The following is a 25,437-nucleotide window of genomic DNA, read 5'->3' on the forward strand; positions in this document are numbered from 1 at the left end:
TAAAAGCTGATAGAATAAAGAAGTTATCTGATTGTCCAGAATGGATATTCATGATATCCTTAACGAAATTCTTTAGATACATAGCAATGAAAGTGGTGGAAGCCTTGGAACAGGATAAATCAACAGAACAGTCAGCAACCCAAGAAGAAAATCAAACAAGCTATCTAAAAATAAAAAAATTCAAATTTGTGATGCTCCTCTTTTTTCTTGTATTCGCTACCGCTGGGATTACAACCTTTGCATTGGCATTTGGGGATGAGAAAGCAGTCAATGTCGGCGTCACCGAACGATCTGAGTTCAATAAGCTGTATGAGGCTTACGATAAATTAAATGAAAAATATTATAAGGACCTGGAGCAGGAAAAATTGGTCAATGGAGCAATCAACGGCATGCTCGAAAGCGTCGGGGATCCTTACTCCGATTATATGAATGAGGATGAAGCCAAAAAATTTCAGGAAAGTATTTCTTCATCATTTGAAGGAATCGGTGCAGAAATTCAAGAAAAAGATGGATATATCTCGATAGTTTCCCCTATCAAAGGGTCACCTGCTGAAAAAGCAGGCTTACAGCCTAACGATACAATCCTGAAAGTGGACGGGGAAAGTATTCAGGGTATGTCGGTAACGGATGCAGTCCTTTTAATCCGGGGTGAAAAAGGGACGAAGGTGACCCTGACGATTCAGCGCCCGGGCCAAGAGAAGTCAATGGATGTCACCATCACAAGAGATGAGATTCCGATTGAAACGGTTTATGCTGAAATGAAGGACAATGGGGTCGCTGAAATACAGATTACAAGCTTCTCCGAAAACACGTATAAAGAATTGGTCAAGGCTTTAAATGAAATGCAGGATAAGGGCATGAAAAAGCTCCTACTGGATCTGAGACAAAACCCGGGAGGCCTGCTGGAACAAGCGATCCAGATCTCCAACCTATTTGTACCTGAAGGCGAAGTACTCTTCCAGGTTGAAGATCATAATGGGGAAGTTGAGAAGTATGTGTCTGAAGGCGGACAAAAAGTAAATGTACCAACTGCTATTCTGGTGGATGAAGGCAGTGCCAGTGCTTCAGAAATCTTAGCTGCTGCCGTAAGTGAATCCAACGATATCCCATTGGTCGGAACGAAAACCTTTGGTAAAGGAACCGTTCAAACTGCAGAAGATTTTGAGGACGGCTCCAATATGAAATTCACTACTGCCAAATGGCTTACTCCAAAGGGCAATTGGATTCATGAAAAGGGAATCACCCCTGACTATGAAGTGAAGATGCCTGACTACGCTCAGCTCCCTTTCATCAATCCGGATAAAGAACTAAAAGAAAGTGATATGTCTGATTCGGTAAAAGCGGCTGAACAGATGTTGAATGCCTTGGAACTGAACCCAGGAAATGTTGACGGCTATTTCGATGAAAAAACGAAAAAGGCTGTAGAGGAATTTCAGGATAAGAATAAACTCGAAGCGACAGGTGTACTAAAAGGCGAGACAACGGTAAAATTAATGGATCAGCTTCGTCAGAAATTAAAAGAAAACGATCCTCAATTTAAAAAAGCAGTTGAGGTACTAAAATAATACTTGAAATTATCAAAAGATCTCAGGGATATTCCCCTGAGATCTTTTTGATTTCCCTCTTACTTACTTGTATAGAAGAATCCCATATGACCAACAATGATAATAAAGTTTGAGGTGATAATGGTGTTTAGAAAATGGACGGCAATACCGCTGATATTGGTGTTAACATTCACCGTATATGTAGTGATGAATGAACCCTCTCCACCTTCAGAAATAACTGAAATGCAAGAAAAGACTAGTGTGTAGAGTTCAGAGGGAAATCAAGAAAGACCAGACTCGATCTTTCCTTTCAGTAATAAAGGGAATGAAAAACCCATCAATGTGCTCGTGGTTGGTTCGGATCAACGAAAGAAGGAAGCCGAAAGAGCGGATGTGTTGATGATTGCTCAATATATCCCCAATCATACAACAATCAAACTCATTTCCATCATGAGGGACACATATGTAGAAATACCCGGATATGGAAAAAGTAAAATAAATCATGCCTATTCATGGGGCGGTAATGAATTGGTAAAGAAAACGCTGCAGCAAAATTTCGATCTTGAGATAAATCACACCGTAAACCTTAATTTTCAAGATTTTATCAATATGATGGGAATCATTTTCCCGGAAGGTGTCCGGGTTACGATTTCTGAAGGAATGATCAATCATTGGAAGTGGGCTAAAGAACCCGGCAAACAATTGCTTAAGGGAGAAGAAATCTTGCAATACGTCCGCTTCAGGGGAGACATATCAAGTGATTTCGGACGGGTGGACAGGCAGCAGGAAATCATGGATCTTGCTCAAAAAAATATCATGGCTCAAATAAAATCTGGAAAAGGCATCTCAACAGCAGTCGAATTACTACGTGAAAGCTTTAAGAACGTTGAAACAACCTTCTCGATTGATCAGGTAATGAAACACGGACTATCATTCATGTTTCATCCAATAGAGACTGTTGAAACCATCCGTATCCCTGTTGAAGGAAGTTACAAAAACGTATCAAAACCTTGGGCAGGAGAAGTGTTGGAAATGGATGAACATGCAAATCTTCATGCATTAAATGAGTTTATTCACTAATGTAATTCAGCCCTTCATATCTTCACGAAGGAAAAAAATCCGAGGAGTCGAGTTCAAGGTAGTTTTCAATGCGTTTCATTTTTCTTACGATCAACTGATGTAAATATTTCTTATATTTATCATCTTGGGTATGATCATACTCATATTGAAGGATTTTCAGGTGTTCCAGGTGTTCCTGGAGAGTACGTTCGTCACTGTCTGATCCACCGGATTGTACTTTCCTCAGAATGACATCCACCAGTTTATCATTCGTTGCTTCGATGGTTTTGGTCCCTTGGCGGACATAGATGGCGCCGTATCGAAGCTCTCCTCTTGTCACGATAGAAGTATAGGGAACATACCTGGGATCATAGTCTATAATCAGCACCTGAAATCGTTTCATGCTTAAAAGGGGATGAATGTTCTCAGTAAAGAGAAAATCCTCTGTCCTATATCGTAAATATTTAGGAAGCAGATGCTGAAGTTTATTATCTACATCAGCTTTATCCAAAAATTCTTCTTCAGATAATCCTTTCAATTCAATGGCCCCATCATCATATTGCATAACCCCGATTATAATACAGCCTCCGCCTGAATTGGAAATGGCCAATACGTGCTTGGCAAGCTTGGAAACTTCGATCCAATCTGATTTGAAATCGACGTAGTCAGTTTCACCTGTATTATGAAGTAGCAGATCTTTTAACGTGTCATGGGAAGGATTCTTTAAAAAATCACGCAGCTTTAACGGTACAATTTTTTCATAAAACAAAGAAAATCCCCGCCCTTCTAAAAGAAGTAGTGTATTCCAAGCTGGTTCTCTTGTTTTCTCCGGCGCTGTTTTTCCATCCATTCCGTTATATTCAGGGTGTTGGAACATTTATATCAGTTTTCGTTCATTCTTGAGTTCGAGATGGGGATGTTGAAAAGCAACAAACTACAGCTTTCTTCTATTATATAACTTTCAGGTACACCCTTAGAACAATCAATCAAGGTTTGATAGGTCATTGTATTTGCTTACGGTTTTATATAGAATGTAGAGATGTAGATTGCAGTATAGAGAGGATAGGAATTCAGATGAAAAAAGAAGTCTTTATATTATCCGGCTTTCTTGGAAGTGGAAAAACGACATTATTGAAACAATTCCTTCAAGCATTAAAGGAGGAATATAAAAAGCCAGCTGTTTTAATGAATGAACTTGGCAGTGTATCGATCGACAGTGATGCAGTGGATGAAGACACAGCAATGAGGGAGCTGCTGGACGGCTGTATCTGCTGTACAATCTCAGATAAGCTGGAGGCGCAATTACAAGGGTTATTAGTCAACGAACAATTTGATGTTCTCATCATTGAAACCACAGGCGCGGCACATCCTGTAGAGGTAGTAGATTCGATCCTTTCTCCCTTGTTTGCGGATAAATTTGATTTCAAAGGAATCCTTACAGTCGTGGACGGCAAGCAGTGGAAGAACCGGTCCCAATTCAGTCCGTCTGTATTGCACCTGATGAGAGAGCAGATTCGGCATGCTCAATTTATCATCGCAAATAAAATAGATCTGCTGACCGAAATGGAGCAGGGGAAGTTCATCTATGAATTACAGCAGTTGAACCCTAATGCCAAAGTCTTTCTGACGAATTACGCCAAAGTATCGATGGCTGATATTCTTGCATTGACAACAATAAAAGAAATAGGGGAATTTGACAAAGCCTCAATAGGGCAGCACCTTTCACTACAGGCAGTCGTATATACATTTAAAGGCGAGGTTGATGGTGAAGAATTCGAAGAATGGGTTAAACGTCAGCCGGACACGATTTACAGAATGAAAGGGTACATCCCGCTCAAAGGGAAAAAATATCCTATGATGTTTCAATATTCTTATGGAATGCCTTTATTCATGCAGGCAGATATGAAATATAAGACTAACTTTGTCATAATTGGTGAAGGATTACATAAAACAAATATTATACGATCACTTGAAGAAATCGATCATTCATAAAGACGCGGGGTGGGAGTATGGTATTTCTGCTGTTTAGTTTGGAACTGGTTTTGTTTTTGGCCGGAATATCCGGTTTATTTTTCTATGAGACTACATTTCAATTATATATCTTTTTATCGCTGCTTATCATCAGCATATTATTATTTGCTTTAACGGTATACTATTATCAAAGAAAAAAAGGAAAGAAATCAAAATCAACGAATGACTGTTGGGATTGGCCATTCTACATGCCTGATTGTCTTCCTTCTTCCGGGGCAGGAAAGAAATCCCTGGATTGTGATTCGTTTGATTGTGGTCCTGATTGTACTCCTTAGGAGGATTTTATGAAATCGCTCATTACCCTTTCTTTCATGCCTTGTCACCGGATCCCCGAGCGCTCTTTGGTCGTTCGCAATCATCAATTTCCTGTGTGTTTCCGCTGTATGGGCATCGTGACAGGGATTTTTATCGGCATCATTGTAAACTGGTTTTATTTATTTTCTGTTTTGACCTTAGCAGTCGGGGGACTTTTGATGATTCCGATGCTGATTGATGGATACACACAAATGAAGAGGTGGCGTGTGAGTAATAATCCTTTGCGCCTGACAACAGGCATGATGTTTGGATGGGGTCTGGCGATTGGAATTGTCTATCTGTCACGGAGCTTAATTTATTTGATTTTAGCCTTATGATCTATCATCACCCTGTCAGAAAAAAAGGGCTAACCTTTATACGGTTAACCCTTTCACCTTAACTATTACTTTCCCCAAATTTCTTAAAGGTCATTTCATCTTCTACAAGTCCACATGCAGCACATTGCACCTTCAGTTCCGGACCATTATAGGCAAGGTGAAAAGGATCAAGATTCCCTTCCTCATACTGCTGGACGACTTGTCCTGACTGAGGGTCCAATTTCACACTTTGCGAAACTTGTTGAATGATATTGAATCTGGTTCGATTCGTTCGGCAATTTGGACAACGATAGGGTGTAGTCATAACCATCACCTTTCTTTGTTTTTTACTAGTATGCTCAGCTGAATAATAAATATGTAAAGGAGGATCATGATGTGTACAAATACATATCAATCTTTGCTCGAAGAATATCAAACAATATGGAAAAATCGGATGTTGTTTTCAGAAAATAAGTCTGCAGAAGAGATCCTAAAGGAAACCATTAAGCGGGAGCTGCTAGACGAAAACAGCCATCCGCGTGCAAGGAAGCCTATCCACGACAAGTATATACTTGCCTCCAAGCGAATTATTGAGTCCGGTTTATCTTCTGATACAAAGATTGAATTGCTTCAATTACATGTAGAGCTGCTTGAATATCTAAAGGAAAAGAAGTAGGGAATGTTCATCTAATACACTAAATTCAGATTATTTTGTTTCAAAACGTTTTCCTTTTCTTTATACCCATAAAGGTATATAATTCAACATAGATTATTGAAAAGGAATGATACGGTATGCTGTTTATTACGTTAATAACTATTAGTGTACTTATATATATGATGTACTATCGCTATGCACCGGTTCGTGTGAAAAGATTGAGCGAAAAGGAAGTGGATCGCTCTCACATTATCGTAGATGTTCGGGATTATCAGGATTCATTTAAATCAAACTGCGATCAAGCAATAGCGATCCCATGTGGATACTTAAAACGTTATTCCCATGAAATCCCCAAAGGACCGATTGTCGTGATTGGCAGTTCTTCTATCGAGTGCAATGTGGGAGTCAGACAATTAAAAGGTTTAGGGTTCGACGTTGTGGGTTATATAAGTGTGATAAGAGACGAACCTTGCAAAGAAAGCTATTCCATGGGATAAAATACCCTCATTTATGACATCGATTTGTAATATCCGTTACAAAAAGACCTGTTTTATAAGGGTGTCAATATTCTATTTGCGGTAAATTTTAGTTCCATGAGTCAAAATATTCTTTTGACGGAAATGTAAGTAAATTAAGCAAACCCTTTATTTTTCATAGATTACAAGCTTGCTGGATAAATTGATTTTCAAAAATGAACAATTTCAAGCCGGTTACCATTTCCTCCCGTAAATGTAACAAAAAAAGGGTGTTATGATGAATGTGCAGCAAGAAAACAACACATTCACTAAGGAGGAATTCATCTCTATGAATAAGAAGAAAATGTTATCAGCAGCAACAGCATTAACATTATTAGCATCTCCACTAGCAGCAGGTAGTGCTGACGCTGCAAGTCCAGAGCAAGTAAAAACAAAGGTTCAAACTCTTCAATTAAATGGTAATCAAGAAGATTTAAATAAATATATCCAAGATATTCTATCAAAATATGGCGCGAATGGTCAGAATTTCAATATTCAAGATTGCTTGAAAGGCCAAGCACCTCAACCACAGGAAGCACCAAAAGCCGAGGCTCCAGCTCCAGCACCTGAACAACAAGCACCAAAAGCGGAGGCACCTGCACCTGAACAAAAGGCTCCTGAAGCAGAAGCGCCTGCTCCAGCACAGCCTCAAGAACAACAGGCACAGCCGCAAGCACAAGAACAAAAGCAGCAAGCAGAGCCTGCAGCTGAAACTGGTGAACTAAGCCAATATGAGCAAAAAGTTGTTGAACTTACAAACCAAGAGCGTGCTAAACAAGGATTGCCGGCTCTTAAAGTAGATGCTGAGTTAAGTAAAGTTGCAAAAGCAAAATCACAAGACATGCAACAAAATAATTACTTTTCTCACGACAGCCCGACATACGGCTCTCCATTTGATATGATGAAGCAATTCGGCGTAGAATATTCTTCAGCAGGTGAAAACATTGCAATGGGTCAGCCTACTCCGGAAGAAGTTGTACAAGCTTGGATGAACAGTGACGGTCACCGTAAAAACATCTTAAGTTCAAACTACACTCACATCGGTGTGGGATATGTTGAAAATGGCCACTATTGGACACAGCAATTCATTTCAAAATAAGATATGATTGATCTGAGCAGCCCCATATCCGGGGCTGTTTTTTCTTATGAAGAGGAAAACATTTAGAATCAGCCACAGAATAAGAGGCTTAGGCAGAAGTGTTCTGTCTAAGAAAAAATGAAAAATATCTCAATATACCTTAATTAGAATACAAATATGTCTGGATTTTAAGATGATCTTGTAAAGCGTGTTTCCTTTTTACTTGTTCTAGCTATTGTTTGGAGTGCAAGACGAAGACTCCTGCGGGAAGAGTAGCTAATGGGAGACCCCGCAGGAGCGGACGCGACGGGGAGGCTCAGGGGCTACCCGCGGAAAGCAAAGTATTGCACGGAAATCAATAGCGGGGTATTAACCGTTTTTAATGAGCTTAAATATACAGGCAGCTTATATTTGCATTTCATTGAAATGATTCTTAGTATGGTATTATAAAGATTTTGTGGAGTGGATTTTGGTGAACAAAGAAAAGTCAGTTCTGATCACTGGCGGCGCTAAAGGAATTGGCAGTCGCACAGCGATTCAATTTTCAAAGAACGGATATAAAGTATTCATTAACTATAGAAATGATGAAGCCCATGCAAGTGACTTCGTTCAGCAGTTGCGTGATACATACCGGAATGAAGTATTTGCAATCAAGGGCGATGTGTCGATTCCTGCTGATTGTGAAAGGGTCGCGGGAGAAATAAATGAAAAATGTGACGGAATTGATATTTTGATCCATAATGCCGGACCTTATGTCAAAGAAAGAAAAACATTTGATGAATATTCGCCTGAAGAATGGAATTACATAGTAAATGGGAATCTAAACAGTGTTTTTTATTTAACCCGATTAATGATTCCTAAAATGAGGGAAAGGAATTGGGGCCGAATCATCACGTTTGGTTATGACCGTGTGGAAACCTCCCCGGGCTGGATATACCGTTCGGCTTTTGCCGCTGCAAAGGCCGGGCTTGCCTCATTCACAAAAACTATTTCAATCGAAGAAGCCATGAATGGAATCACGGCCAACATGGTTTGTCCCGGTGATATAGTGGGTCAATGGAAAGAAGATGATATTAAACATGCAAAAACCAAAAGGGATCCTTCTACTCCTGTCGGCCGCCCAGGGACAGGAGAAGATTTGGCAAGGGTGATAGAGTTTCTCTGCAGGGACGAATCTGATTTTATTACAGGAACGGTCATCCCGGTGACAGGAGGAAAAGATGTCCTGGGGAAAATATTTCACAAATGACAAAAGAGATTCGCTCAGGTAAGAGCGAATCTCTTTTATTATGTGTTCATTTCTTTCAAATAGTCTTTTCTGAATCTCTTTTGAATAAGAAGCAATCTTCCTGAAAGGGTCAGAGCACCAGCCGTCAAACCAGAAGTTAGCCCGAGCCAGTAGCCATAGGGACCGAAATCTGTAAAATTGGCTAATAGATAACCCAGCGGAAGTCCGATTATCCAATAAGAAATCAGCGCCATGATAAAGGTGATATTCACATCTTTATATCCGCGGAGAGCTCCCTGCACAGGTGCCTGAATGGCATCAGAAAGCTGGAAGAATACAGCGTATAACAGGAAATGTCCAATCAGTTCAAGAACGTAAGGATCATCCGTATATAAATAGGAAATTTCAGTGCGGAAAACGTATAAAACCACACCGTATAATACAGCCAGTATAAGAGCGATGACAACACCCATCCAACTGTAAATTTTGGCATCTTTAAGTCTTTTGGCACCTACTTCAAACCCAACGACAATCGTAAGTGCCATTGAGATGCTCAGAGGGATCATATATAAAAATGATGCGAAATTGAGCGCTGCCTGATGGGCGGCAATGACCGCAGTTTTGTATTCACTCATCAAGAGCGTAACAGCAGAAAAGATACTCACTTCAAAAAATATCGATAAACCGATGGGTACACCGATTTTAAAGATTTCTTTCCATTTACTGAAATGGGGCTTCTGCAGTGTCTTAAAGATAAAGAATTCCTGAAAAGGACTTTTTGTGTGGATTACCCAGAATGCAATGATCGTGATGACCCAATAAGTAATGGCTGAAGCGTAGCCCGCCCCGACACCGCCGAATGCAGGAACACCCAGTTTCCCAAAAATAAAAACATAATTTAATATCACGTTTATAGGGAGGGATAATAAGGTGATGAACATGGTTACTCTCGTTAAACCCAAAGCATCGATGAATGATCTTAAAACATTATAGATAAATAAGGGGATCATCCCTATAGACAATGCAATCAAATATTCTTTCGCCACCCGGTGCACGTTTTCTTCAAGGTTCATGCCGTTAAGAATGGGATCGAGTACGATCACTCCAATAAAGATGACGATGATGGATAAAAAGATGGCCGCATACACACCTTGAAAAACAGTATGGGGCACTTCCTTCTTTTTTCCCCCGCCGATTAATTGAGCGACAATCGGGGTTACGGCAAGCAGAATACCACTCAGTCCAGTAAAGACTGGTACCCAAAGTGAAGATCCAATGGCGACGCCGGCTAAGTCAGTCGGAGAAAATTGGCCTGACATGATCGTATCGAAGAAATTCATGGCAAACATCCCAAGCTGAGTAACCAGAATAGGGATTAATATATAGGAAAGCTGTCCCAGCTTTCCTTTCATGTTATATGTCTGTTTCATAGGTCGGACTCCTTATTTACGTTTGTTTCAGATTAAAATAAAATGAATGACCGAAGTATCATTCAATACACTACCATACTGTACCACAAATAGCAGAGAGGTAGTAACGTGAAATTTCCAAGTGTAATGACTTTATATTGGGGAATTAAAGGAAAGAACAATTCATTGTTCTAACATGGGAGCATTTTTGATAAAGTGTATATTGATAGTTAAAAATGAAACCGACAAAAGACGAGATAGGAGTACATATACATGAACAAACATAATATATTGTTTACGGGCGGCGGATCAGCCGGTCACGTTACAGTGAACACAGCATTGATTCCTCATTTTGAAAAAGAAGGCTGGAGAGTGACCTACATAGGCTCTGAAAATGGAATTGAAAAAGAAATCATCACAGATCAATTCCCTCACATCCCTTACGAAAGCATATCCAGCGGTAAGTTAAGACGTTATTTCTCCTGGAAGAATTTCACCGATCCTTTCAGGGTGATGAAAGGTGTGTTCGACGCTTTATCCGTTATCCGGAAGACAAAACCGGATATCATATTTTCCAAAGGCGGATTTGTTTCCGTCCCTGTCGTGATGGCGGCGAAAATGGCGAAAGTACCTGTTGCGATCCATGAATCGGATGTCACACCCGGATTAGCCAACAAATTGGCAGTTCCGTTCGCTACCAAAATATTCACTACTTTTCCTGAAACCGTAAAGGCGCTTCCCAAGGAGAAATCACTATGTGCCGGGGCGATTATTCGTGAGGAATTATTCAAAGGTGATGCTTCAGAAGGAAAGAGACTGTCAGGTTTTTATGAAGAGAAGCCTGTCCTTATGATCATGGGAGGCAGTCTCGGGGCAAGAAAGATCAATGAAGCTGTAAGAGAGAACCTTGATGATCTACTAGCACAATTTCAAATCATCCATATTTGTGGTAAAGGAAATATAGAGGATCAATTTACGCAAAAAGGATACAGGCAATATGAATTTATCAAAGCGGATCTCCCGCATTTTCTGGCCATGACCAATTATGTCATTTCACGTGCAGGGTCAAACTCCATTTTTGAATTTCTGGCATTGAAGAAGCCTATGCTTCTCATCCCGCTATCAAGAGAAGCAAGCAGGGGGGATCAAATATTGAATGCCGACTCTTTTGTAAAGCATGGGTACGCAATAAAACTGGAAGAAGAAGAACTAACGAAGGAAAGCTTCATGAATAAGGTGAATGAGCTGAAAGGAAGCGGGGAGACGATTCTTTCAAACATGAGAAATGGTCAAAAGGCGTATACGATACAGGATATGTATCAAGAGCTTGCAGCCATGTCAAAATAATAACTGAATATCCCCTTCGCCGCATATAGTGTAGAAACCGGTGAAGGGGAGAGGATCGGATGGCTTATCAATATTCAAAAGGATGGTATATTCAAGAACTGAAAAAAATGGGATTCAATTATCATCCTGTAGAAAAGCGCAAGCTTGAAAACTACAAAACCTTTGTGGTAAGAAATCTTTACTTTGAAAAATTGAATAAGAAGAAATAATGAAAAACCCGGTTTCTATGTGAAGTGAGCTCATAGAAACCGGTATTTTTTATTATTCAGGTTCTCTGAACCCATTACCATTATCAATATTCATGAATAAAAAAATCGACTGCCGAAAATGACAATCGATTGATAGGCTTATCTTATTTTGAACCGTTTTAAGCTTCCATAGCCTGCTCTTCCTGTTCCTCTGCAGTCTGATACAAATAAAGTGTATATAAATCTTTGGGTATCTCATAAAGGTCATATACTTCTTCTATAGCATTTAATTGTTCATAAAGCGCTTTTCGTGTTTCATTAGCACATACGACGTATGGTAATTTTTGTGCTGCCTTCAGGGAGCGGGTATTGATTTTACGTATCCGCATGAAAATGGTTTCCATGCCCAGTTCATAAAAAAGTTCATGAAAAAATGCGTCTTTAGCCGGCTTATTATACCCTTTGCCATGAAAAGGTTTACCGATCCAGGTACCGAGAAAGCCTGCATTTTCCTGGATATCGAATAAATTGATGGTACCTATGGCGTTACCCCATTCATCAATGATGGTACGGGAGATCAGCTCTCCTCTTTCTTCTGCTTCGATCGTTTGCTTTGTTAGGAAAAGAAACTCCTCGTACGAGTTTGCTTTTTGACGCACAAAAGGGAAGACATCCGGGTGCACCATCAGGTCATAAAGAGTATGACACTCATGTAAATCACGTTTCTTGATCATAGTAGACCCTCCTTGAGGGCAGTCTTCATGCGTACGAATCCACCCTCGAAATTTTTAAAAGTTAACTAAAAAATTTCGGGGTGGGAATCGAACCCACTAAGACCAGTCAAGAAACTGGTGGCGCACCTTTTGCCTTCCCTCCATTACAATCGCTCTATTTATAAATAGATCGCGCTTAAGAACAATGTAATCGGAAATATATATCCTTCTGTATCATATATGAAATTTTTAAAAAAGGGAATAGGAAAAAAGATTAATTTCGCTAAAATTTTTTAGCAAATATCTACAAATTTTGATAGGCGATTTCCCCATTTACAAACGTTAAAACAGGCTTGGCCATAAAATGGAAAGGATGGTGGCTCCAAACGACCAAGTCCGCATCTTTCCCTGCTTCGAGAGAACCGATCCGAGCCTCCACTCCAAGATTTCTAGCAGGCAGAATCGTAATTCCTTCCAATGCTTTCTGTTCATCAAGACCTTCACGGACGGCAATCGCTGCACACATGTTCAGATACTGGATCGGAGTGTATGGATGATCGGTCGTGATCGAAACTTCCACGCCGGCTTCGGTCAATCTTTGATAGGTGATCCAGCTTTTGTTTTTCAACTCTACTTTTGAGCGGCGCGTAAATGTCGGACCGACGGAGACCTTTAATTTCTTGCCTTTAAGTTCATTGGCAATAAGATGACCTTCTGTACAGTGCTCTATCCGCAGATCCAGGTTGAACTCTTCTGCAAAGCGTATGGCTGAAAGGATATCATCTGCACGATGAGCATGTATCCTTACCGGAATCTCCCTTTTTAAAGCGGAAACCAGAGGGGCTACCCTCAATTCTTCAGGCTGATCACAATACTTGGCTGAGAAAAATGCTTCGCGCAGCATACCCATGATTCCCATCCTTGTAATCGAGTCATTATTGCCATTGCTGTGAATGCGCTTGGGGTTTTCCCCTAATGCCAGTTTCAATCCTGACGTTTCCTTGATCAGCATGGAGCGTATGGAGGAGCCGTGGGTCTTGATGACAGATGTGGTCCCGCCGATCACATTGGCACTGCCCGGCATCACATTCACTGCAGTCACCCCATATTTAAGTGCATCAGTAAAACCGGGATCCAGTGGATAAACACCGTCGAACGCACGGATATGAGGAGTCATCGGCTCAATCGTTTCATTCGCATCATTCCCGGCCCAGCCCGTACCCTCATCGTATAATCCCAAGTGGGTGTGGGAATCGATGAACCCTGGAAAAAGATACTTCCCACGGCAATCAATCACTTGTATATTAGGCGGGGCCTCGACCTTGTGGTTGTAAATTTGTTTGATTTTTCCTTCTGAAATGAAAAGGGAACCATTTGCTATAGGTGACGAGGTGACAGGATAGATGGCTGCATTTGTTAAAAGTATCGAATTCATAGTAAAACCTCTCATTTTACTCGTAAGTTTATTACTCCTATTTTAATCATTTTTTTTGAAAAAAAGAAGTCAAGCTTTCTTTTTATTTCGAAAATAAGAAAACATCAGAAACAAACAAGTGGCAGAGATTGCAATGATGCTTAATGGCTTTATGTACCTGACCCCGATGACCTCAATATGTTCCCAATGGGTTCCAAGCTCCATCCCGATGACCATGAATAGAAGCGTCCATGGGAGCATGGCGGCAAACGTATAGAGGGTGAAGGCAGTCAAAGACATTCGGCTGATTCCGGCTGGAATACTGATGGCATGGCGTACGACCGGTATGAATCTTGCTGTGAAAACAACAATCGTGCCATACCTCTCAAACCATGATTCCGCTGATTCGATATGCTTTTCCGAGATGAATAAATATTTACCATATTTCTTGAAAAACGGCCTTCCTCCATAATATCCAAGCCAATATAGAAAGAGCTGAGCGGCAGTTCCCCCGATTACTCCTCCGAGAAAAGCCCCGATAAAGGAAAGCTCCCCGGAACTGACCATGAAACCTGCATAGCTTAACACAAGTTCGCTTGGAATGACCTCGATCATCAATGCGAGGGCAATTCCTACATAACCCCAATCCGTTAATACTGTCAATATCGTGACTAACCATTCGTGATTCATTTGTATCCTCCTACATAGCGCCTGAATATTGAAGGATGAGGATCAAGATCCCCAGAGCCCACACATAATAAGAAAATAGTTTCAACGAGTGTTTTTTTAAGAAATTAACCATCGAAACAATCGCAACGTATCCAAAAACAGCTGCGGTAACAGTCCCGACTGCCATACTGGAAAAAGAAATCGCTTCTACGTGCCCGCTGATCATTTCTTTTCCTTGAAAGACAATTCCTCCAAGAATGGCCGGTGTTGAGAGAAGAAAGGAGAAATAGGCCGCTGTTTCTCTATCGAGTTTTCTGAAAAGACCTGCAGCGATGGTCAGGCCTGAACGCGAGAGTGCCGGGAAAATAGCGGCAGCCTGAAAGCTTCCGATAACAAGGGCATCTGTATAATTGATATCTTCCAATTTCTTGTGTCCATTTTTCACACCATCCGCCATGAACATAATCAATCCGGTAGCCAGGAACTCCCAGCCTATTGTGGATCCTGTTTTGGAAATCGAATCAAAAAAATCCTCAAATAGCAATCCAATGATAACAGCAGGAATCGTACCGATTACGAGTATCCATGAAAGTTTACTGAAGGGATGTTTAATCATGTGGAGAAGTTCTTTTTGGTAAAAAACAAGCACGGCAACGAGTGTACCGACATGAAGCATAGTATCAAGAAATAAACCCGCTTCTTGAAGCCCGAAGGCAAACCTTCCAAGGAATAAGTGACCTGTACTTGAAATGGGAAGAAACTCGGTTAACCCCTGAATGATTCCGAGAATAAAAGCTTCAAATTTATCCATTTTGTGCATCGAACCTTTCATATAGATTACGGCGGACAAACCTCCTCACTTAACGTATATTCATCCTCGCTGCATTTCATGAAAAAGTTCACCGGTAGGAATAAATTTTTAGGGAAGATGAAACTTTAAAGGCTGAAAAACGTATGAATAGGGGAGGTGTTTTATTTAAAGTTGTGAGAGGGGGAAAAATATGCCGACGAAAGATGAAAAATTCATGGCTGCACTTATTTATGTATTAAGCTTTTTTACCGCTTTTATCGGACCAATCATCATCTGGCTTCTGAAAAAAGATGAATCGGAATTTGTGGATTATCACGGTAAGGAATATCTTAACTTTTTGATTTCATATACCATTTATGGAATCGTCAGTTCCATCCTCATGATCGTACTAATCGGATTCATCATAGCTCCGATCGTAGGTCTCCTGGCTTTGATCTTTACAATAATCGCTGCCGTCAAAGCATACGAGGGAGAACATTATCGCATCCCGACAGTTATTCACTTTTTCAAATAAGCTTGTAAAGTTGTGATTTATATTGTTAACTGGGTTTATAATTGATAGTGTGTAAGTCAGTAAATGCAGTTGAGAAAGTTAACCTATAATGAATAAAGTGGGGCATAACTTCAGACTCAGATATAGAAGTCTAAAATGAATCAACAGGCAGTTTTTCAAATCAATCATATTGCAATCACACTCTTTAACCACACTGAGTGGATTGGAGCGGAAGGCACTTGACTCCGACGGGAATTAGAGGAAAAGTCAAGACCCCGCAGACGGAACGTCGAGGAGGCTTGACTTCCTCCCCGCGGAAAGCAAGTGCCTGCAGCGCAAAGGAACGGTCTGCGTTCACACGGAACCACAATCCAGATGAAAAGTGCATTACTAAAACGTTGTAATAAGAGGAGCTCATGGTTTATCAAAACTATGAGCTCTTACTCATTTATCTGGAATTCTATTGACAATCGTCTCGTAAACTTGATAGTTTATATAAAAATAACTTCTCAAATACATAAACTGAGAGATGCCATGATGGAGGAGAAACAAAAATGACGAGGATTGATAATAAAGAACGGCTGCTTAGATTAATGACCATCTTCACTCAAGAAACAGATGAAGATCATGAACTGAGTTTGGATGATATCATAACTCGTTTCAAACAGATTTACGGACCCGACGTAAAACTGAATAAAAATTCTTTAAAGGATGATATCAATCATTTGATCAATCATTCATTTGACGTCACAATCAATCAGGAAAAGGATGGGCTTCCGAAGTTTTACAGCCATCAGTACCGCCTATTTGAATTGTATGAACTCCGTATGTTGGTCGACGCCGTTGTTTCAGCGAAATTCATTACAAAACAAGAAACCAGGCAGCTGATCGGGAAAATCAGAAAGCTGACCAGCACCCATCAGGGTAAAAAACTTCAGAATGAAATTCAGGTAGATTCATCAATAAAAAGCGAAAGCCCTTTTATCAGATTAGCGATTCACGACCTGCATCAGGCGATATCTGAACGAAGGATCATAGCGTTTCAATATGGTCGATATGACATCGATAAGAATTTCAACCTCAGCCATGATGGCAGCCTGTACAAAGTAAAACCTTACGCGCTGACATGGGCGAATGATTTCTATTATCTAATTGCCTACTATTACGAGGCTGGTGAGATCCGTCATTACCGGGTGGACCGTCTTCGAAATGTAACCATTCTTAATGAATCCTTTCCATATGAATCATTTGATGTCTCTAAATACGTCCAGTCCACTTTCCACATGTTTGCCGGTGATGAAGAGTGGATCAAAGTCAAATTCCATAATCAATTGATCAACGTCATCATCGATAAATTTGGTAAGAATGTAGATATTAAAATACATGACGGTGATTATTTCATCTTATCCACCAAAGCACGAATCAGCAGTGGATTGGTCAACTGGATACTGAATTTTGGATCTAAAGCAAAAGTGATATCACCCGCTTCCTTATTGAGTACAGTCAAAGAAGAAGTCGCCAATATGAACAAACTATATGAATAATTTAAGAAAGCCTGCTGTTTTAATGACCAGCAGGCTTTTGTATTGAAACATAAATTCACATAAAAAATATTGAACGATTTTTCAACCCCTGCGTCTTATTTATAGAATCTCAAAGGAGGAAACAACATGCAGGAATTACAAGAAGTTTTACAAACGATTAACTGGGGGCTGATCGCTCCACTGATCCTCATTCAATTGATTCTCATGCTGGCTGCTGTCATCGACCTGATTAGGATTAAACAAACAAATGGACCTAAGTGGGTTTGGTTATTGGTTGTATTATTGGTCAATGTAATTGGTCCCATCATTTATTTTATTTTCGGAAGGAGACAAAATGGATGAATGTCTTGGAAGTTACTTCCCTTGAAAAGAGATATAAAGAAAAGCATGCGGTCAAAGAGATTTCTTTTCATTTGAAAAAAGGAAAGTGTACAGCTCTGATCGGACCGAACGGAGCTGGTAAAACGACTACATTGAACATGCTCGCTGGTTTGATTACCCCGACAAACGGCAGTATCAATACACCTGGACATTCCGGTGACATTCGTTCGATTATTGGATATCTCCCTCAATATCCTTCGTTTTTTGAATGGATGACGGGGATGGAATATTTAATTTTTTCGGGTGAGATTACCGGTTTATCAAGAAATCAATCAAAAAAGCGCACGGAAGAATTAATCGAGCTAGTCAACTTATCTGAAGGGAAAAACAGGAGAATCCATCAATATTCGGGCGGGATGAAGCAGAGACTTGGGATTGCCCAGGCTTTGATCCATAAGCCTAAGCTCGTCATCTTGGATGAGCCTGTTTCTGCACTTGATCCATTCGGGCGCAGAGAGGTGCTCAATCTTCTGGACACATTAAAGGAAAAAACGACGATTCTTTTTTCAACACACATCTTGAATGATGCAGAACAGGTCTGTGATGATGTCCTTTTCCTCTATAATGGAGAAATCATCGAACAAGGTTCATTGATTGAGATCAAGGCGAGGCATCACACTTCCTCATTAAAACTTTATTTCGAAGGGATTCCGGCACGCATTAAAGAAGTGCTCCAGGAAAAAACATGGATAAAACAGTTGAAAGAGGAAAATGGGTCACTGATCTTTGAAGTAGAAGAGTTAAAAAGGGATCGAAGCCGGTTGTTCAAACTTATATCAGAGGGAGACTGGCCGGTTACGAAAATGGAAAGCAGTGAACAAAGTTTAGAGGATCTTTTTATGAAGGTGATGAGGTAAATGAAAATAGCGTGGGTATTATTTAAGAAAGAGATGATGGAGTCCGCACGTAATTACAAGTGGCTCTGGATGCCGGTTGTCTTTATATTATTTGGGTTAACGGAACCTCTAACAGCCTATTATTTACCCGATATCTTGAATACTGTAGGTGATTTACCGGAAGGCGCGGTCATAGATATCCCTACTCCGTCATCAGAAGGAGTGCTTATGTCCACGATCAGCCAGTTCAATTTGTTAGGGGCCCTGGTGATCGTCCTTGGCTTCATGGGAATCATTTCAGGGGAGAGGAAAAGCGGGACCGCAGCGATGGTACTTGTCAAACCGGTATCATATACCGCCTATATCTACTCAAAATGGGGAGCGGCTCTCCTTCTAATATGGACTTCATATATCCTGGGAATGCTTTCAAGCTGGTATTATATAAATTTATTATTTGAAAATATACCTGCTGCCGTCTTCTTCTCGTCACTGGCCGTCTATGGAATGTGGCTAACATTCCTATTGACTCTGCTGCTTTTTTTTAGCTCGCTTGTTAAAGTTTCCGGAGTGGCTGCTTTTTCTACGATCGCTTTCTCGATTGTCCTGAGTTTTGTATCCGGGTCATTGCCAGAGAAGTTGAAGTGGGCTCCCTCACAGCTTTCCTCTTATATTTCAGGAATTTTAAGAGGAGAGGGATGGAGCAGCGACCTTATCTTCGCTATATTGTTCACTGCTCTGACATGTTTGATTCTACTGATCATTACACCTTATCTATTCAAGAAAAAAGAACTTACGTAAGTAACCAAAAAAGCTGATTGGAAATCATCAGCTTTTTATTATTTTAACGTTTGTTTTCTACAATGGTGACAGGGTTCGGGGAGGTAAATGTCGAATTGTAATAGATATAAGAAATTCAAGTCGGGCATTGGAATCACGTTAATTTATGAAACGAAAATAAGAGCAAAAGGAGATTGCCAGATGCGGAATCGAGCAGGGATTCTCATAATAGAAAACAATATGGTAGCAGTCATCCAAAGGATAAAAGGTGAGAATGTGTATTATGTCATTCCCGGCGGTGGAGTGGAAAAAGGTGAGTCTTTTGAAGAGGCTGCTGTACGTGAAGCAAAAGAGGAAATTGGCATCGTGGTAGAGAAGCTTAAATTGGGAATGCAATTTGAGCAAAATGGTACACATAGATATTATTTTGCGGGAAAATATAGCGGTACAATGGGCAAGGGGACAGGGGAAGAATATAGGTCAGGTGAAGGAGTCTACCTTCCTTGCTGGATTGATCTTAACGCGCTTTACGATAAAAAACTCTATCCAAAAGAAGTAAAATCAATGTTGATACAACAGTGGTCAGGAGGCAGTACTCATGAAGATGGATCGTACGGGACTTGTCCTTGAAGGCGGAGGGATGAGAGGCATATATACAGCCGGGGTCCTTGAATATTTTCTTGAAAACGATATACACTTCCCTTATGCAGTTGGGGTTTCGGCAGGTGCCTGTAATGCCGCATCTTATATTTCGAGGCAGGCCGGGAGAAATAAAAAAGTGAATATCGATTTCATCCGGGATCCCAGATATTTGAGTTGGAGAAATTATTGGAAGACCGGGGAGTTATTCGGTATGGATTATGTTTTTGACGAAATCCCGAATAAGCTGGTTCCCTATGATTATAAAGCTTTCCAATCAAGCGAAACCGAATTTGTCATAGGGACAACCGATTGTCACAGCGGGCAGCCCCGCTACTTTTCAAGAAAAGACTATGGAGAAGATATATTGACGATTATTAGGGCGTCGAGCTCCCTTCCATTCTTTGCACCGGTCGTGGAATATGGGACAAAGCACCTCCTTGATGGAGGGATAAGCGACCCGATACCGATTGAAAAAGCGGAAGATGACGGGTTAAAGAAGAATGTTGTAGTCCTGACCAGAAACAGGGGCTATTTCAAGAAGCCATCCCGTTTTTCATACTTTATCAAAAGAAAATACCCTCACTACCCAGAATTGCACAAAACCCTGATGCGCCGATATCTTGTTTATAACCAAACGGTGAAAGAGCTCGAGGAAAGAGAGAAAGAAGGAAGTGTACTCATCATCCAGCCTCAGCGGCCTTTAAAAGTAGGCCGGATTGAAAAGAATCCTGAAAAGCTTGATGATCTTTATAAACAGGGGTACGAAGATGCGAGGAGCAAGCATAATGAAATCATGGAATGGGCAGGTGCAGACCCAATTGCCACTGGTTTCGGATGTTGATTGATTTTTTATTCAGTTTTCCCACAGATCCTTTCGTAAAGGGTCTTTTTTTTCGCTTCCAAACATAGATATGATAATGATTCGTGGAAAGGACGAGCATTTCATGAACCTATATCAGATCTATAGAAACGAACAACATACTTTGCTTTATCACGGTATCATGTATCTCCTGATGGGGGTCGGGATGCTGCTTGTGGTGAAAACACTCTATTACTTCCCACTTTTATTATTTATACCTGCGGTGTCCAATCTCTATCTAAGCCATAGCATCAAAAAAGAAATCAGGAAAGCAACTCGATTATTTTATGAACACATTCCAGTTTCAAGTCATTCATTGATAGGCGTCAAGGCTAAAGAAGGCTTTTTTTACTTGAAAACGAATGGCTGGGCCGGCTATTCGATACAAAGGACTTCATTAATCAATAATCCTAAACATTATGTCTTTCATCGAAAGGACAAAATGCCGCTCACACTATGTAAGTGGAGCAGCCGGGTTATCATTGCACATGAAGATACAAAATCTGAATATAAATTGAAGTACCAGAGCACGACTGCCATAGAATGGACAAATGAAGAAAAAGGTGAAACGGTCCTTCTTTATAAGGGAAATAAACGCTGGGTGTTGAATTATAAGGGAGTAAATCGGATTTCGTTACAAAAAGGCTTCCTTCCACAAAGCTTTCAAAACCTGTTCGATAGCCATCACAGCCATATTACTTTTTTTGAAGCCTATTCGGAGAGTGATGACTGGCTGCTCATTTTTTTATGGCTTGTCGATTCTGATTATTTTCTTACAACCTAGTCATCCTTTTTGAGGGATGGGGAACCCTAAGAGGGTACTGGAGGTGAGGACATGAACGCAACGTATAAGGAATGCTTGAATGCTTTAGAAAAATGTTTGGAGGCATGCAATATCTGCTACCATGCTTCCTTAAAAGAGGAGCAGCGTATGATGCAGTGCATCGAGCTTGACCGGGAATGTGCGGATATTTGTTCCTATGCGATAAATGCCATTCAGAAAAGCAGCAAGTTTGTGCCCGGGATCCTTTCCCTGTGTGCTGACATATGCGATGCATGTGGAAAAGAGTGTAATTCACACGATCATAGGCATTGCAAGGATTGTGCAGAGGCATGCTTTCGATGCGCGGATGAATGCAGAAAGGTTATATGAAGGAGGGGAATGCTTCTGGAAGGAGGCATTCTCTTTTCTATTTGAAAAGTTTGCTGTTGAATTTAGATACGGAACCAAAGAATCTCTTGATTAAAAGCGTCCTTTAGTGGAGTGGTTTGGTCCAAATGATTTGAATTTTAAATGAAAGAGTATTTTGCGTGAACTCTTGACTAAAACTATGATAGAATAATAATAATCGAATAAGGTTTCCTTCGGGGCAGGGTGGAATTCCCTACCGGCGGTGATGAGCAGCAAGCTCTCAGTCCGTGACCCGTTTGATTAAGGTCAGACGGTGGATTTGGTGAAACTCCAAAGCCGACAGTGAAAGTCTGGATGGGAGAAGGAACGGCAGTATTTTATGATCAATGGCTAAAAGACTCTTAATTATAATGAGTTTTCTGAAAATGTTCATTTGATACGTTTATTTGTCATGCCAATCTCCCCAAGTTAATTTACTTGGGGTTTTATTTTTGATAAAGAGAGGAGGGCGAAGCGTTGAAACACTCAGATTATATGGAACTGGCACTGAATATGGCCAAGGCCACACAGGGTCAAACATCCCCAAACCCGGCAGTAGGTGCTGTGGTTGTAAGGGATGGAGCAGTAGTAGGTCTGGGCGCTCATTTAAATGCTGGAGAAGGACATGCAGAAGTTCATGCAATCAGAGCAGCAGGCGAGAAAGCGGAGGGTGCAGATATCTATGTCACTCTTGAACCCTGTTCACACTATGGAAAGACACCACCCTGTTCACAACTCATTATCTCAAGTGGGATAAAGAGGGTATTCATTGCAAGTACAGATCCCAATCCACTGGTATCCGGTAAAGGGATAGAACAACTGCGTGACGCAGGAATACAAGTACATGTAGGTGAGTGTCAATCTGAAGCGCTGGAACTCAATAAACATTTCTTTCATTTCATAAAGCATAAGACACCGTATGTAACATTGAAAACAGCCATTACTTTAGACGGTAAAACGGCAGCTCCTTCAGGAGACAGTAAATGGATCACTTCTGAAAAATCAAGACTCGATGTCCACTATGATCGTCACCGGCATGACGCGATATTAGTTGGAGTCAACACCATTATCCGCGACAACCCGCACCTTACCACCCGTTTGCCCCAAGGTGGAAAAAACCCCATTCGAATTATTTTAGATAATCATTTAAGAACACCATTAACATCCAATGTTGTAAAAGATCATGAAAGTAAAACCATCATTATCACAAATGAGTCCGTTAAGGAAGAGGATAAAATTCCATATCTAGAAGCAGGCTGTGACCTTATTTCAATTCCCTTGGACAGAATTGATCTTCACCATTTATTAAGAGAGCTTGGAAGCAGATCCATTCAGTCACTGTATGTCGAGGGGGGATCAGCTGTACACGGTTCCTTTCTGAAAGAAAGAGCTTTCCAGGAACTCATCATGTATATGGCTCCAAAGCTCATAGGCGGCAGTGGTGCTTTTACAAGCTTTGGCAAAACCGGAGCTTCTGCCATTTCAGAAGGTCTGGAAATGAAAATTATCTCCGTCGATTCCGTTGGGGAAGATATCAAAATTACAGCAGTCCCTAAAGACTACTCCGAGATGAAAGAAGGTTGATGATTTGTTTACCGGTATAATAGAGGAAATAGGAAAAATCAACAAAATCAAAAAGTCAGCATCATCGATGATCCTCACCATTACTGCTAAAAAGGTTCTCAAAGATGTCCATATCGGAGACAGCATCAGTGTGAACGGTGTATGCCTGACGGTTACTTCCTTTACAGAAAGCCGTTTTCAAGTGGATGTCATGCCTGAAACATTCGAAGCTACAACCCTTAGATCCTTATCGGCCGGTTCCCATGTAAACCTGGAAAGGGCTATGGCTGCAGGCGGCCGTTTTGGTGGCCACTTTGTTAACGGTCATGTAGATGGAATCGGGACGATTAAGAGGCTCGAACAAGTCGAAAATGCTGTTTATGTTGAAATCTCAATTCCTAAAGAACTTTCACCTTTCTTTATTATGAAGGGTTCAGTAGCGATTGATGGCACCTCGTTGACAGTATTTGGACTAAGTGATGACTCCATCACCGTTTCACTCATTCCGCAAACAAGGGGAGATACGATTCTCGGCCATAAGAAGACTGGAGACATGGTCAATCTGGAATGTGATGTCATGGCTAAGTATTTCCATCGATTTTACGAACAGGCACAGCGAAAGAAAAGCAGTTCAAGTAATATCAGCTATGAATTTTTGAATCAACATGGTTTCGCTGATTAATGGAGGAGGAATGGAAGGTGTTTCATACAATCGAAGAAGCAATAGAGGATCTTAAAGAAGGCAAGGTTGTCATCGTAGTCGATGATGAAAATCGTGAAAATGAAGGTGACTTTGTAGCCCTTGCTGAAAATGCCACGCCGGAAGTCATAAATTTTATGGCAAAAGAAGGAAGAGGTTTGATTTGTGCCCCGATTACTGAGGAGTTAACCAATCGATTAAAACTATCACCGATGACTGACGAAAATACAGATCCACATGGAACGGCATTTACAATCAGTATCGACCATCGTTCATCCACAACAGGGATCAGTGCATTCGAAAGGTCGGCAACCATCCGGGAGCTTCTGAATCCTTCGTCCCTTCCGGAAGATTTCAAACGTCCTGGACATGTATTCCCGCTTGTTGCTAAAAATGGCGGTGTACTAAAACGGGCAGGTCACACAGAAGCGGCGGTGGATCTCGCTGCCCTTGCAGGTGGAGAGCAGGCCGGAGTCATTTGTGAAATCATGAATGAAGACGGGACGATGGCCAGGGGTCCTGAGTTAATGAAGATGGCTGAGAAGTGGGATTTAAAAATCATCACGATTGAAGATCTGATCCGTTATCGCAGGAAAAAAGATAAACTGGTCACCAGGGAAGTTGAGATTGAATTACCAACTGAATTTGGCCAGTTCAAAGCTGTTGCCTACACGGAGAACCTGACCGGCAAAGAACATATCGCCCTGGTCAAAGGGGAATGGAAAGAAAATGAGGAAGTCTTGGTCAGGGTCCATTCGGAATGCCTGACCGGGGATGTCTTCGGTTCGAACCGGTGTGACTGCGGTCCTCAGCTTGCCACTGCACTGACACAGATAGAAGAAGCGGGGCAAGGCGTCCTCTTATATATGAGGCAAGAGGGAAGAGGAATAGGCTTGATCAATAAGTTGAAGGCTTACAAGCTTCAAGAAGAAGGTCTTGATACAGTCGAAGCAAATCATAAACTTGGGTTCGGAGCAGACCTGCGTGAGTATGGCATTGGCGCTCAAATTTTGAGGGATCTGAACATCCAGCGTATAAGGCTATTGACCAATAACCCCCGCAAAGTTGCCGGTATCAATGGGTATGGGTTGGAAATAGTGGACCGGGTAGCCATTCAAGTTCCGTCAAAGCTTGAAAATGAAAAGTATTTAAAGACTAAGCATTCGAAACTGGGTCATTTATTGAAGTTCTAGTACCGG

At 41.0% G+C, this 25,437-nt stretch carries 29 protein-coding genes and 1 riboswitch; of the genes, 22 read left to right on the forward strand and 7 right to left on the reverse strand.

All coding sequences use genetic code 11. The annotated features are described in order from the left end of the window. Positions 1–50 precede the first annotated feature (50 nt). Together HWX64_RS20300 and HWX64_RS20305 are read left to right on the forward strand one after the other, a co-directional pair. Positions 51–1,565, forward strand: a complete 1,515-nt coding sequence (locus tag HWX64_RS20300; protein WP_254871224.1) for a S41 family peptidase — start codon at positions 51–53, stop codon at positions 1,563–1,565. 375 nt (positions 1,566–1,940) lie between these two features. Further along, complete coding sequence (locus HWX64_RS20305) at positions 1,941–2,624, forward strand: LCP family protein (RefSeq protein WP_175991314.1); 684 nt, start codon at positions 1,941–1,943, stop codon at positions 2,622–2,624. Between the two features lie 22 nt (positions 2,625–2,646). Here the strand turns inward: HWX64_RS20305 and HWX64_RS20310 are convergent, their stop codons facing one another. Then, the gene (locus HWX64_RS20310; RefSeq protein WP_175991315.1) at positions 2,647–3,372 is read right to left on the reverse strand and encodes a helix-turn-helix domain-containing protein; all 726 of its coding nucleotides are present in this window, start codon (positions 3,370–3,372) and stop codon (positions 2,647–2,649) included. 305 nt (positions 3,373–3,677) lie between these two features. On the opposite strand from HWX64_RS20310, the gene HWX64_RS20315 reads away from it, so the two are divergent. Next, a complete protein-coding gene (locus tag HWX64_RS20315) occupies positions 3,678–4,595 on the forward strand; it encodes a GTP-binding protein (RefSeq protein WP_175991316.1) in 918 nt (305 codons plus the stop codon). Between the two features lie 323 nt (positions 4,596–4,918). Then, entirely contained in the window at positions 4,919–5,266 is a 348-nt protein-coding gene (locus tag HWX64_RS20320) for a DUF2085 domain-containing protein (protein ID WP_217703501.1), read from the forward strand. Between the two features lie 58 nt (positions 5,267–5,324). Here the strand turns inward: HWX64_RS20320 and HWX64_RS20325 are convergent, their stop codons facing one another. Further along, on the reverse strand, positions 5,325–5,570 hold the full coding sequence (locus HWX64_RS20325) for a DNA alkylation repair protein (protein ID WP_175991317.1): 246 nt from the start codon (positions 5,568–5,570) through the stop codon (positions 5,325–5,327). A 66-nt stretch (positions 5,571–5,636) separates the two neighbouring features. On the opposite strand from HWX64_RS20325, the gene HWX64_RS20330 reads away from it, so the two are divergent. From HWX64_RS20330 to HWX64_RS20345, 4 genes are all read left to right on the forward strand, one after another. Continuing rightward, a complete protein-coding gene (locus HWX64_RS20330) occupies positions 5,637–5,921 on the forward strand; it encodes a hypothetical protein (protein WP_254871225.1) in 285 nt (94 codons plus the stop codon). A gap of 158 nt (positions 5,922–6,079) precedes the next feature. Next, the gene (locus HWX64_RS20335; RefSeq protein WP_175991318.1) at positions 6,080–6,397 is read left to right on the forward strand and encodes a hypothetical protein; all 318 of its coding nucleotides are present in this window, start codon (positions 6,080–6,082) and stop codon (positions 6,395–6,397) included. A gap of 307 nt (positions 6,398–6,704) precedes the next feature. Beyond that, entirely contained in the window at positions 6,705–7,514 is an 810-nt protein-coding gene (locus HWX64_RS20340; RefSeq protein ID WP_175991319.1) for a CAP domain-containing protein, read from the forward strand. Between the two features lie 451 nt (positions 7,515–7,965). Next, complete coding sequence (locus tag HWX64_RS20345) at positions 7,966–8,742, forward strand: SDR family oxidoreductase (RefSeq protein WP_175991320.1); 777 nt, start codon at positions 7,966–7,968, stop codon at positions 8,740–8,742. Positions 8,743–8,780: 38 nt separating this feature from the next. On the opposite strand, the gene HWX64_RS20350 is transcribed toward HWX64_RS20345, so the two are convergent. Beyond that, positions 8,781–10,151 carry an MATE family efflux transporter gene (locus HWX64_RS20350; protein WP_175991321.1) on the reverse strand — a complete coding sequence of 457 codons (1,371 nt, stop codon included), beginning with the start codon at positions 10,149–10,151 and terminating at the stop codon, positions 8,781–8,783. Between the two features lie 252 nt (positions 10,152–10,403). Between HWX64_RS20350 and HWX64_RS20355 the strand changes: the two genes are divergently transcribed. Together HWX64_RS20355 and HWX64_RS20360 are read left to right on the forward strand one after the other, a co-directional pair. Further along, positions 10,404–11,477 (forward strand): undecaprenyldiphospho-muramoylpentapeptide beta-N-acetylglucosaminyltransferase, encoded by a 1,074-nt coding sequence (locus tag HWX64_RS20355; RefSeq protein ID WP_175991322.1) that lies wholly within the window; start codon positions 10,404–10,406, stop codon positions 11,475–11,477. 59 nt (positions 11,478–11,536) lie between these two features. Next, on the forward strand, positions 11,537–11,686 hold the full coding sequence (locus tag HWX64_RS20360; protein ID WP_175991323.1) for a DUF2639 domain-containing protein: 150 nt from the start codon (positions 11,537–11,539) through the stop codon (positions 11,684–11,686). Positions 11,687–11,844: 158 nt separating this feature from the next. On the opposite strand, the gene HWX64_RS20365 is transcribed toward HWX64_RS20360, so the two are convergent. The 4 genes from HWX64_RS20365 to HWX64_RS20380 all read right to left on the reverse strand — a co-directional run bounded on the left by HWX64_RS20365 (position 11,845) and on the right by HWX64_RS20380 (position 15,272). Next, a complete protein-coding gene (locus HWX64_RS20365) occupies positions 11,845–12,399 on the reverse strand; it encodes a GNAT family N-acetyltransferase (protein WP_175991324.1) in 555 nt (184 codons plus the stop codon). Between the two features lie 283 nt (positions 12,400–12,682). Continuing rightward, a complete protein-coding gene (locus tag HWX64_RS20370) occupies positions 12,683–13,813 on the reverse strand; it encodes an amidohydrolase (protein ID WP_175991325.1) in 1,131 nt (376 codons plus the stop codon). Positions 13,814–13,882: 69 nt separating this feature from the next. Then, a complete protein-coding gene (locus HWX64_RS20375) occupies positions 13,883–14,482 on the reverse strand; it encodes a DedA family protein (protein ID WP_175991326.1) in 600 nt (199 codons plus the stop codon). Between the two features lie 10 nt (positions 14,483–14,492). Then, positions 14,493–15,272 (reverse strand): undecaprenyl-diphosphate phosphatase, encoded by a 780-nt coding sequence (locus HWX64_RS20380; RefSeq protein WP_175991327.1) that lies wholly within the window; start codon positions 15,270–15,272, stop codon positions 14,493–14,495. A 190-nt stretch (positions 15,273–15,462) separates the two neighbouring features. Here HWX64_RS20380 and HWX64_RS20385 point away from each other — a divergent pair, with 190 nt between their 5' ends. The 12 genes from HWX64_RS20385 (at position 15,463) to HWX64_RS20440 (ending at position 25,431) form a co-directional block, all read left to right on the forward strand. After that, complete coding sequence (locus HWX64_RS20385) at positions 15,463–15,786, forward strand: DUF4870 domain-containing protein (protein WP_175991328.1); 324 nt, start codon at positions 15,463–15,465, stop codon at positions 15,784–15,786. A 533-nt stretch (positions 15,787–16,319) separates the two neighbouring features. Then, on the forward strand, positions 16,320–17,309 hold the full coding sequence (locus HWX64_RS20390; protein ID WP_175991329.1) for a YafY family protein: 990 nt from the start codon (positions 16,320–16,322) through the stop codon (positions 17,307–17,309). 126 nt (positions 17,310–17,435) lie between these two features. Next, positions 17,436–17,651: a PLDc N-terminal domain-containing protein gene (locus tag HWX64_RS20395; RefSeq protein WP_175991330.1), complete on the forward strand. Its 216-nt coding sequence runs from the start codon at positions 17,436–17,438 to the stop codon at positions 17,649–17,651. Further along, positions 17,648–18,547, forward strand: coding sequence for an ABC transporter ATP-binding protein (locus HWX64_RS20400; protein ID WP_175991331.1), 900 nt, complete (start codon positions 17,648–17,650; stop codon positions 18,545–18,547). The genes HWX64_RS20395 and HWX64_RS20400 overlap by 4 nt, the downstream gene beginning before the upstream one ends. Further along, positions 18,548–19,324 (forward strand): ABC transporter permease subunit, encoded by a 777-nt coding sequence (locus tag HWX64_RS20405; protein WP_175991332.1) that lies wholly within the window; start codon positions 18,548–18,550, stop codon positions 19,322–19,324. 180 nt (positions 19,325–19,504) lie between these two features. Next, on the forward strand, positions 19,505–19,933 hold the full coding sequence (locus tag HWX64_RS20410) for an NUDIX domain-containing protein (RefSeq protein WP_175991333.1): 429 nt from the start codon (positions 19,505–19,507) through the stop codon (positions 19,931–19,933). Beyond that, on the forward strand, positions 19,908–20,786 hold the full coding sequence (locus HWX64_RS20415) for a patatin family protein (protein ID WP_175991627.1): 879 nt from the start codon (positions 19,908–19,910) through the stop codon (positions 20,784–20,786). Before HWX64_RS20410 ends, HWX64_RS20415 begins: the two co-directional genes overlap by 26 nt. 103 nt (positions 20,787–20,889) lie before the next feature. Then, complete coding sequence (locus tag HWX64_RS20420) at positions 20,890–21,588, forward strand: hypothetical protein (RefSeq protein ID WP_175991334.1); 699 nt, start codon at positions 20,890–20,892, stop codon at positions 21,586–21,588. Between the two features lie 150 nt (positions 21,589–21,738). Next, entirely contained in the window at positions 21,739–21,957 is a 219-nt protein-coding gene (locus HWX64_RS20425) for a four-helix bundle copper-binding protein (protein ID WP_368495605.1), read from the forward strand. A gap of 204 nt (positions 21,958–22,161) precedes the next feature. Then, a riboswitch (FMN riboswitch) is annotated at positions 22,162–22,306 on the forward strand. Positions 22,307–22,452: 146 nt separating this feature from the next. Further along, entirely contained in the window at positions 22,453–23,559 is a 1,107-nt protein-coding gene (gene ribD, locus HWX64_RS20430) for a bifunctional diaminohydroxyphosphoribosylaminopyrimidine deaminase/5-amino-6-(5-phosphoribosylamino)uracil reductase RibD (RefSeq protein ID WP_175991336.1), read from the forward strand. Between the two features lie 4 nt (positions 23,560–23,563). Next, the gene (gene ribE, locus HWX64_RS20435; protein ID WP_175991337.1) at positions 23,564–24,220 is read left to right on the forward strand and encodes a riboflavin synthase; all 657 of its coding nucleotides are present in this window, start codon (positions 23,564–23,566) and stop codon (positions 24,218–24,220) included. A gap of 17 nt (positions 24,221–24,237) precedes the next feature. Then, positions 24,238–25,431 carry a bifunctional 3,4-dihydroxy-2-butanone-4-phosphate synthase/GTP cyclohydrolase II gene (locus HWX64_RS20440; protein WP_175991338.1) on the forward strand — a complete coding sequence of 398 codons (1,194 nt, stop codon included), beginning with the start codon at positions 24,238–24,240 and terminating at the stop codon, positions 25,429–25,431. The last annotated feature ends 6 nt before the right edge of the window (positions 25,432–25,437 follow it).

Origin of the sequence: Bacillus sp. Marseille-Q1617 (assembly GCF_903645295.1) — a bacterium.
GTDB lineage: Bacteria > Bacillota > Bacilli > Bacillales > Bacillaceae_B > Rossellomorea.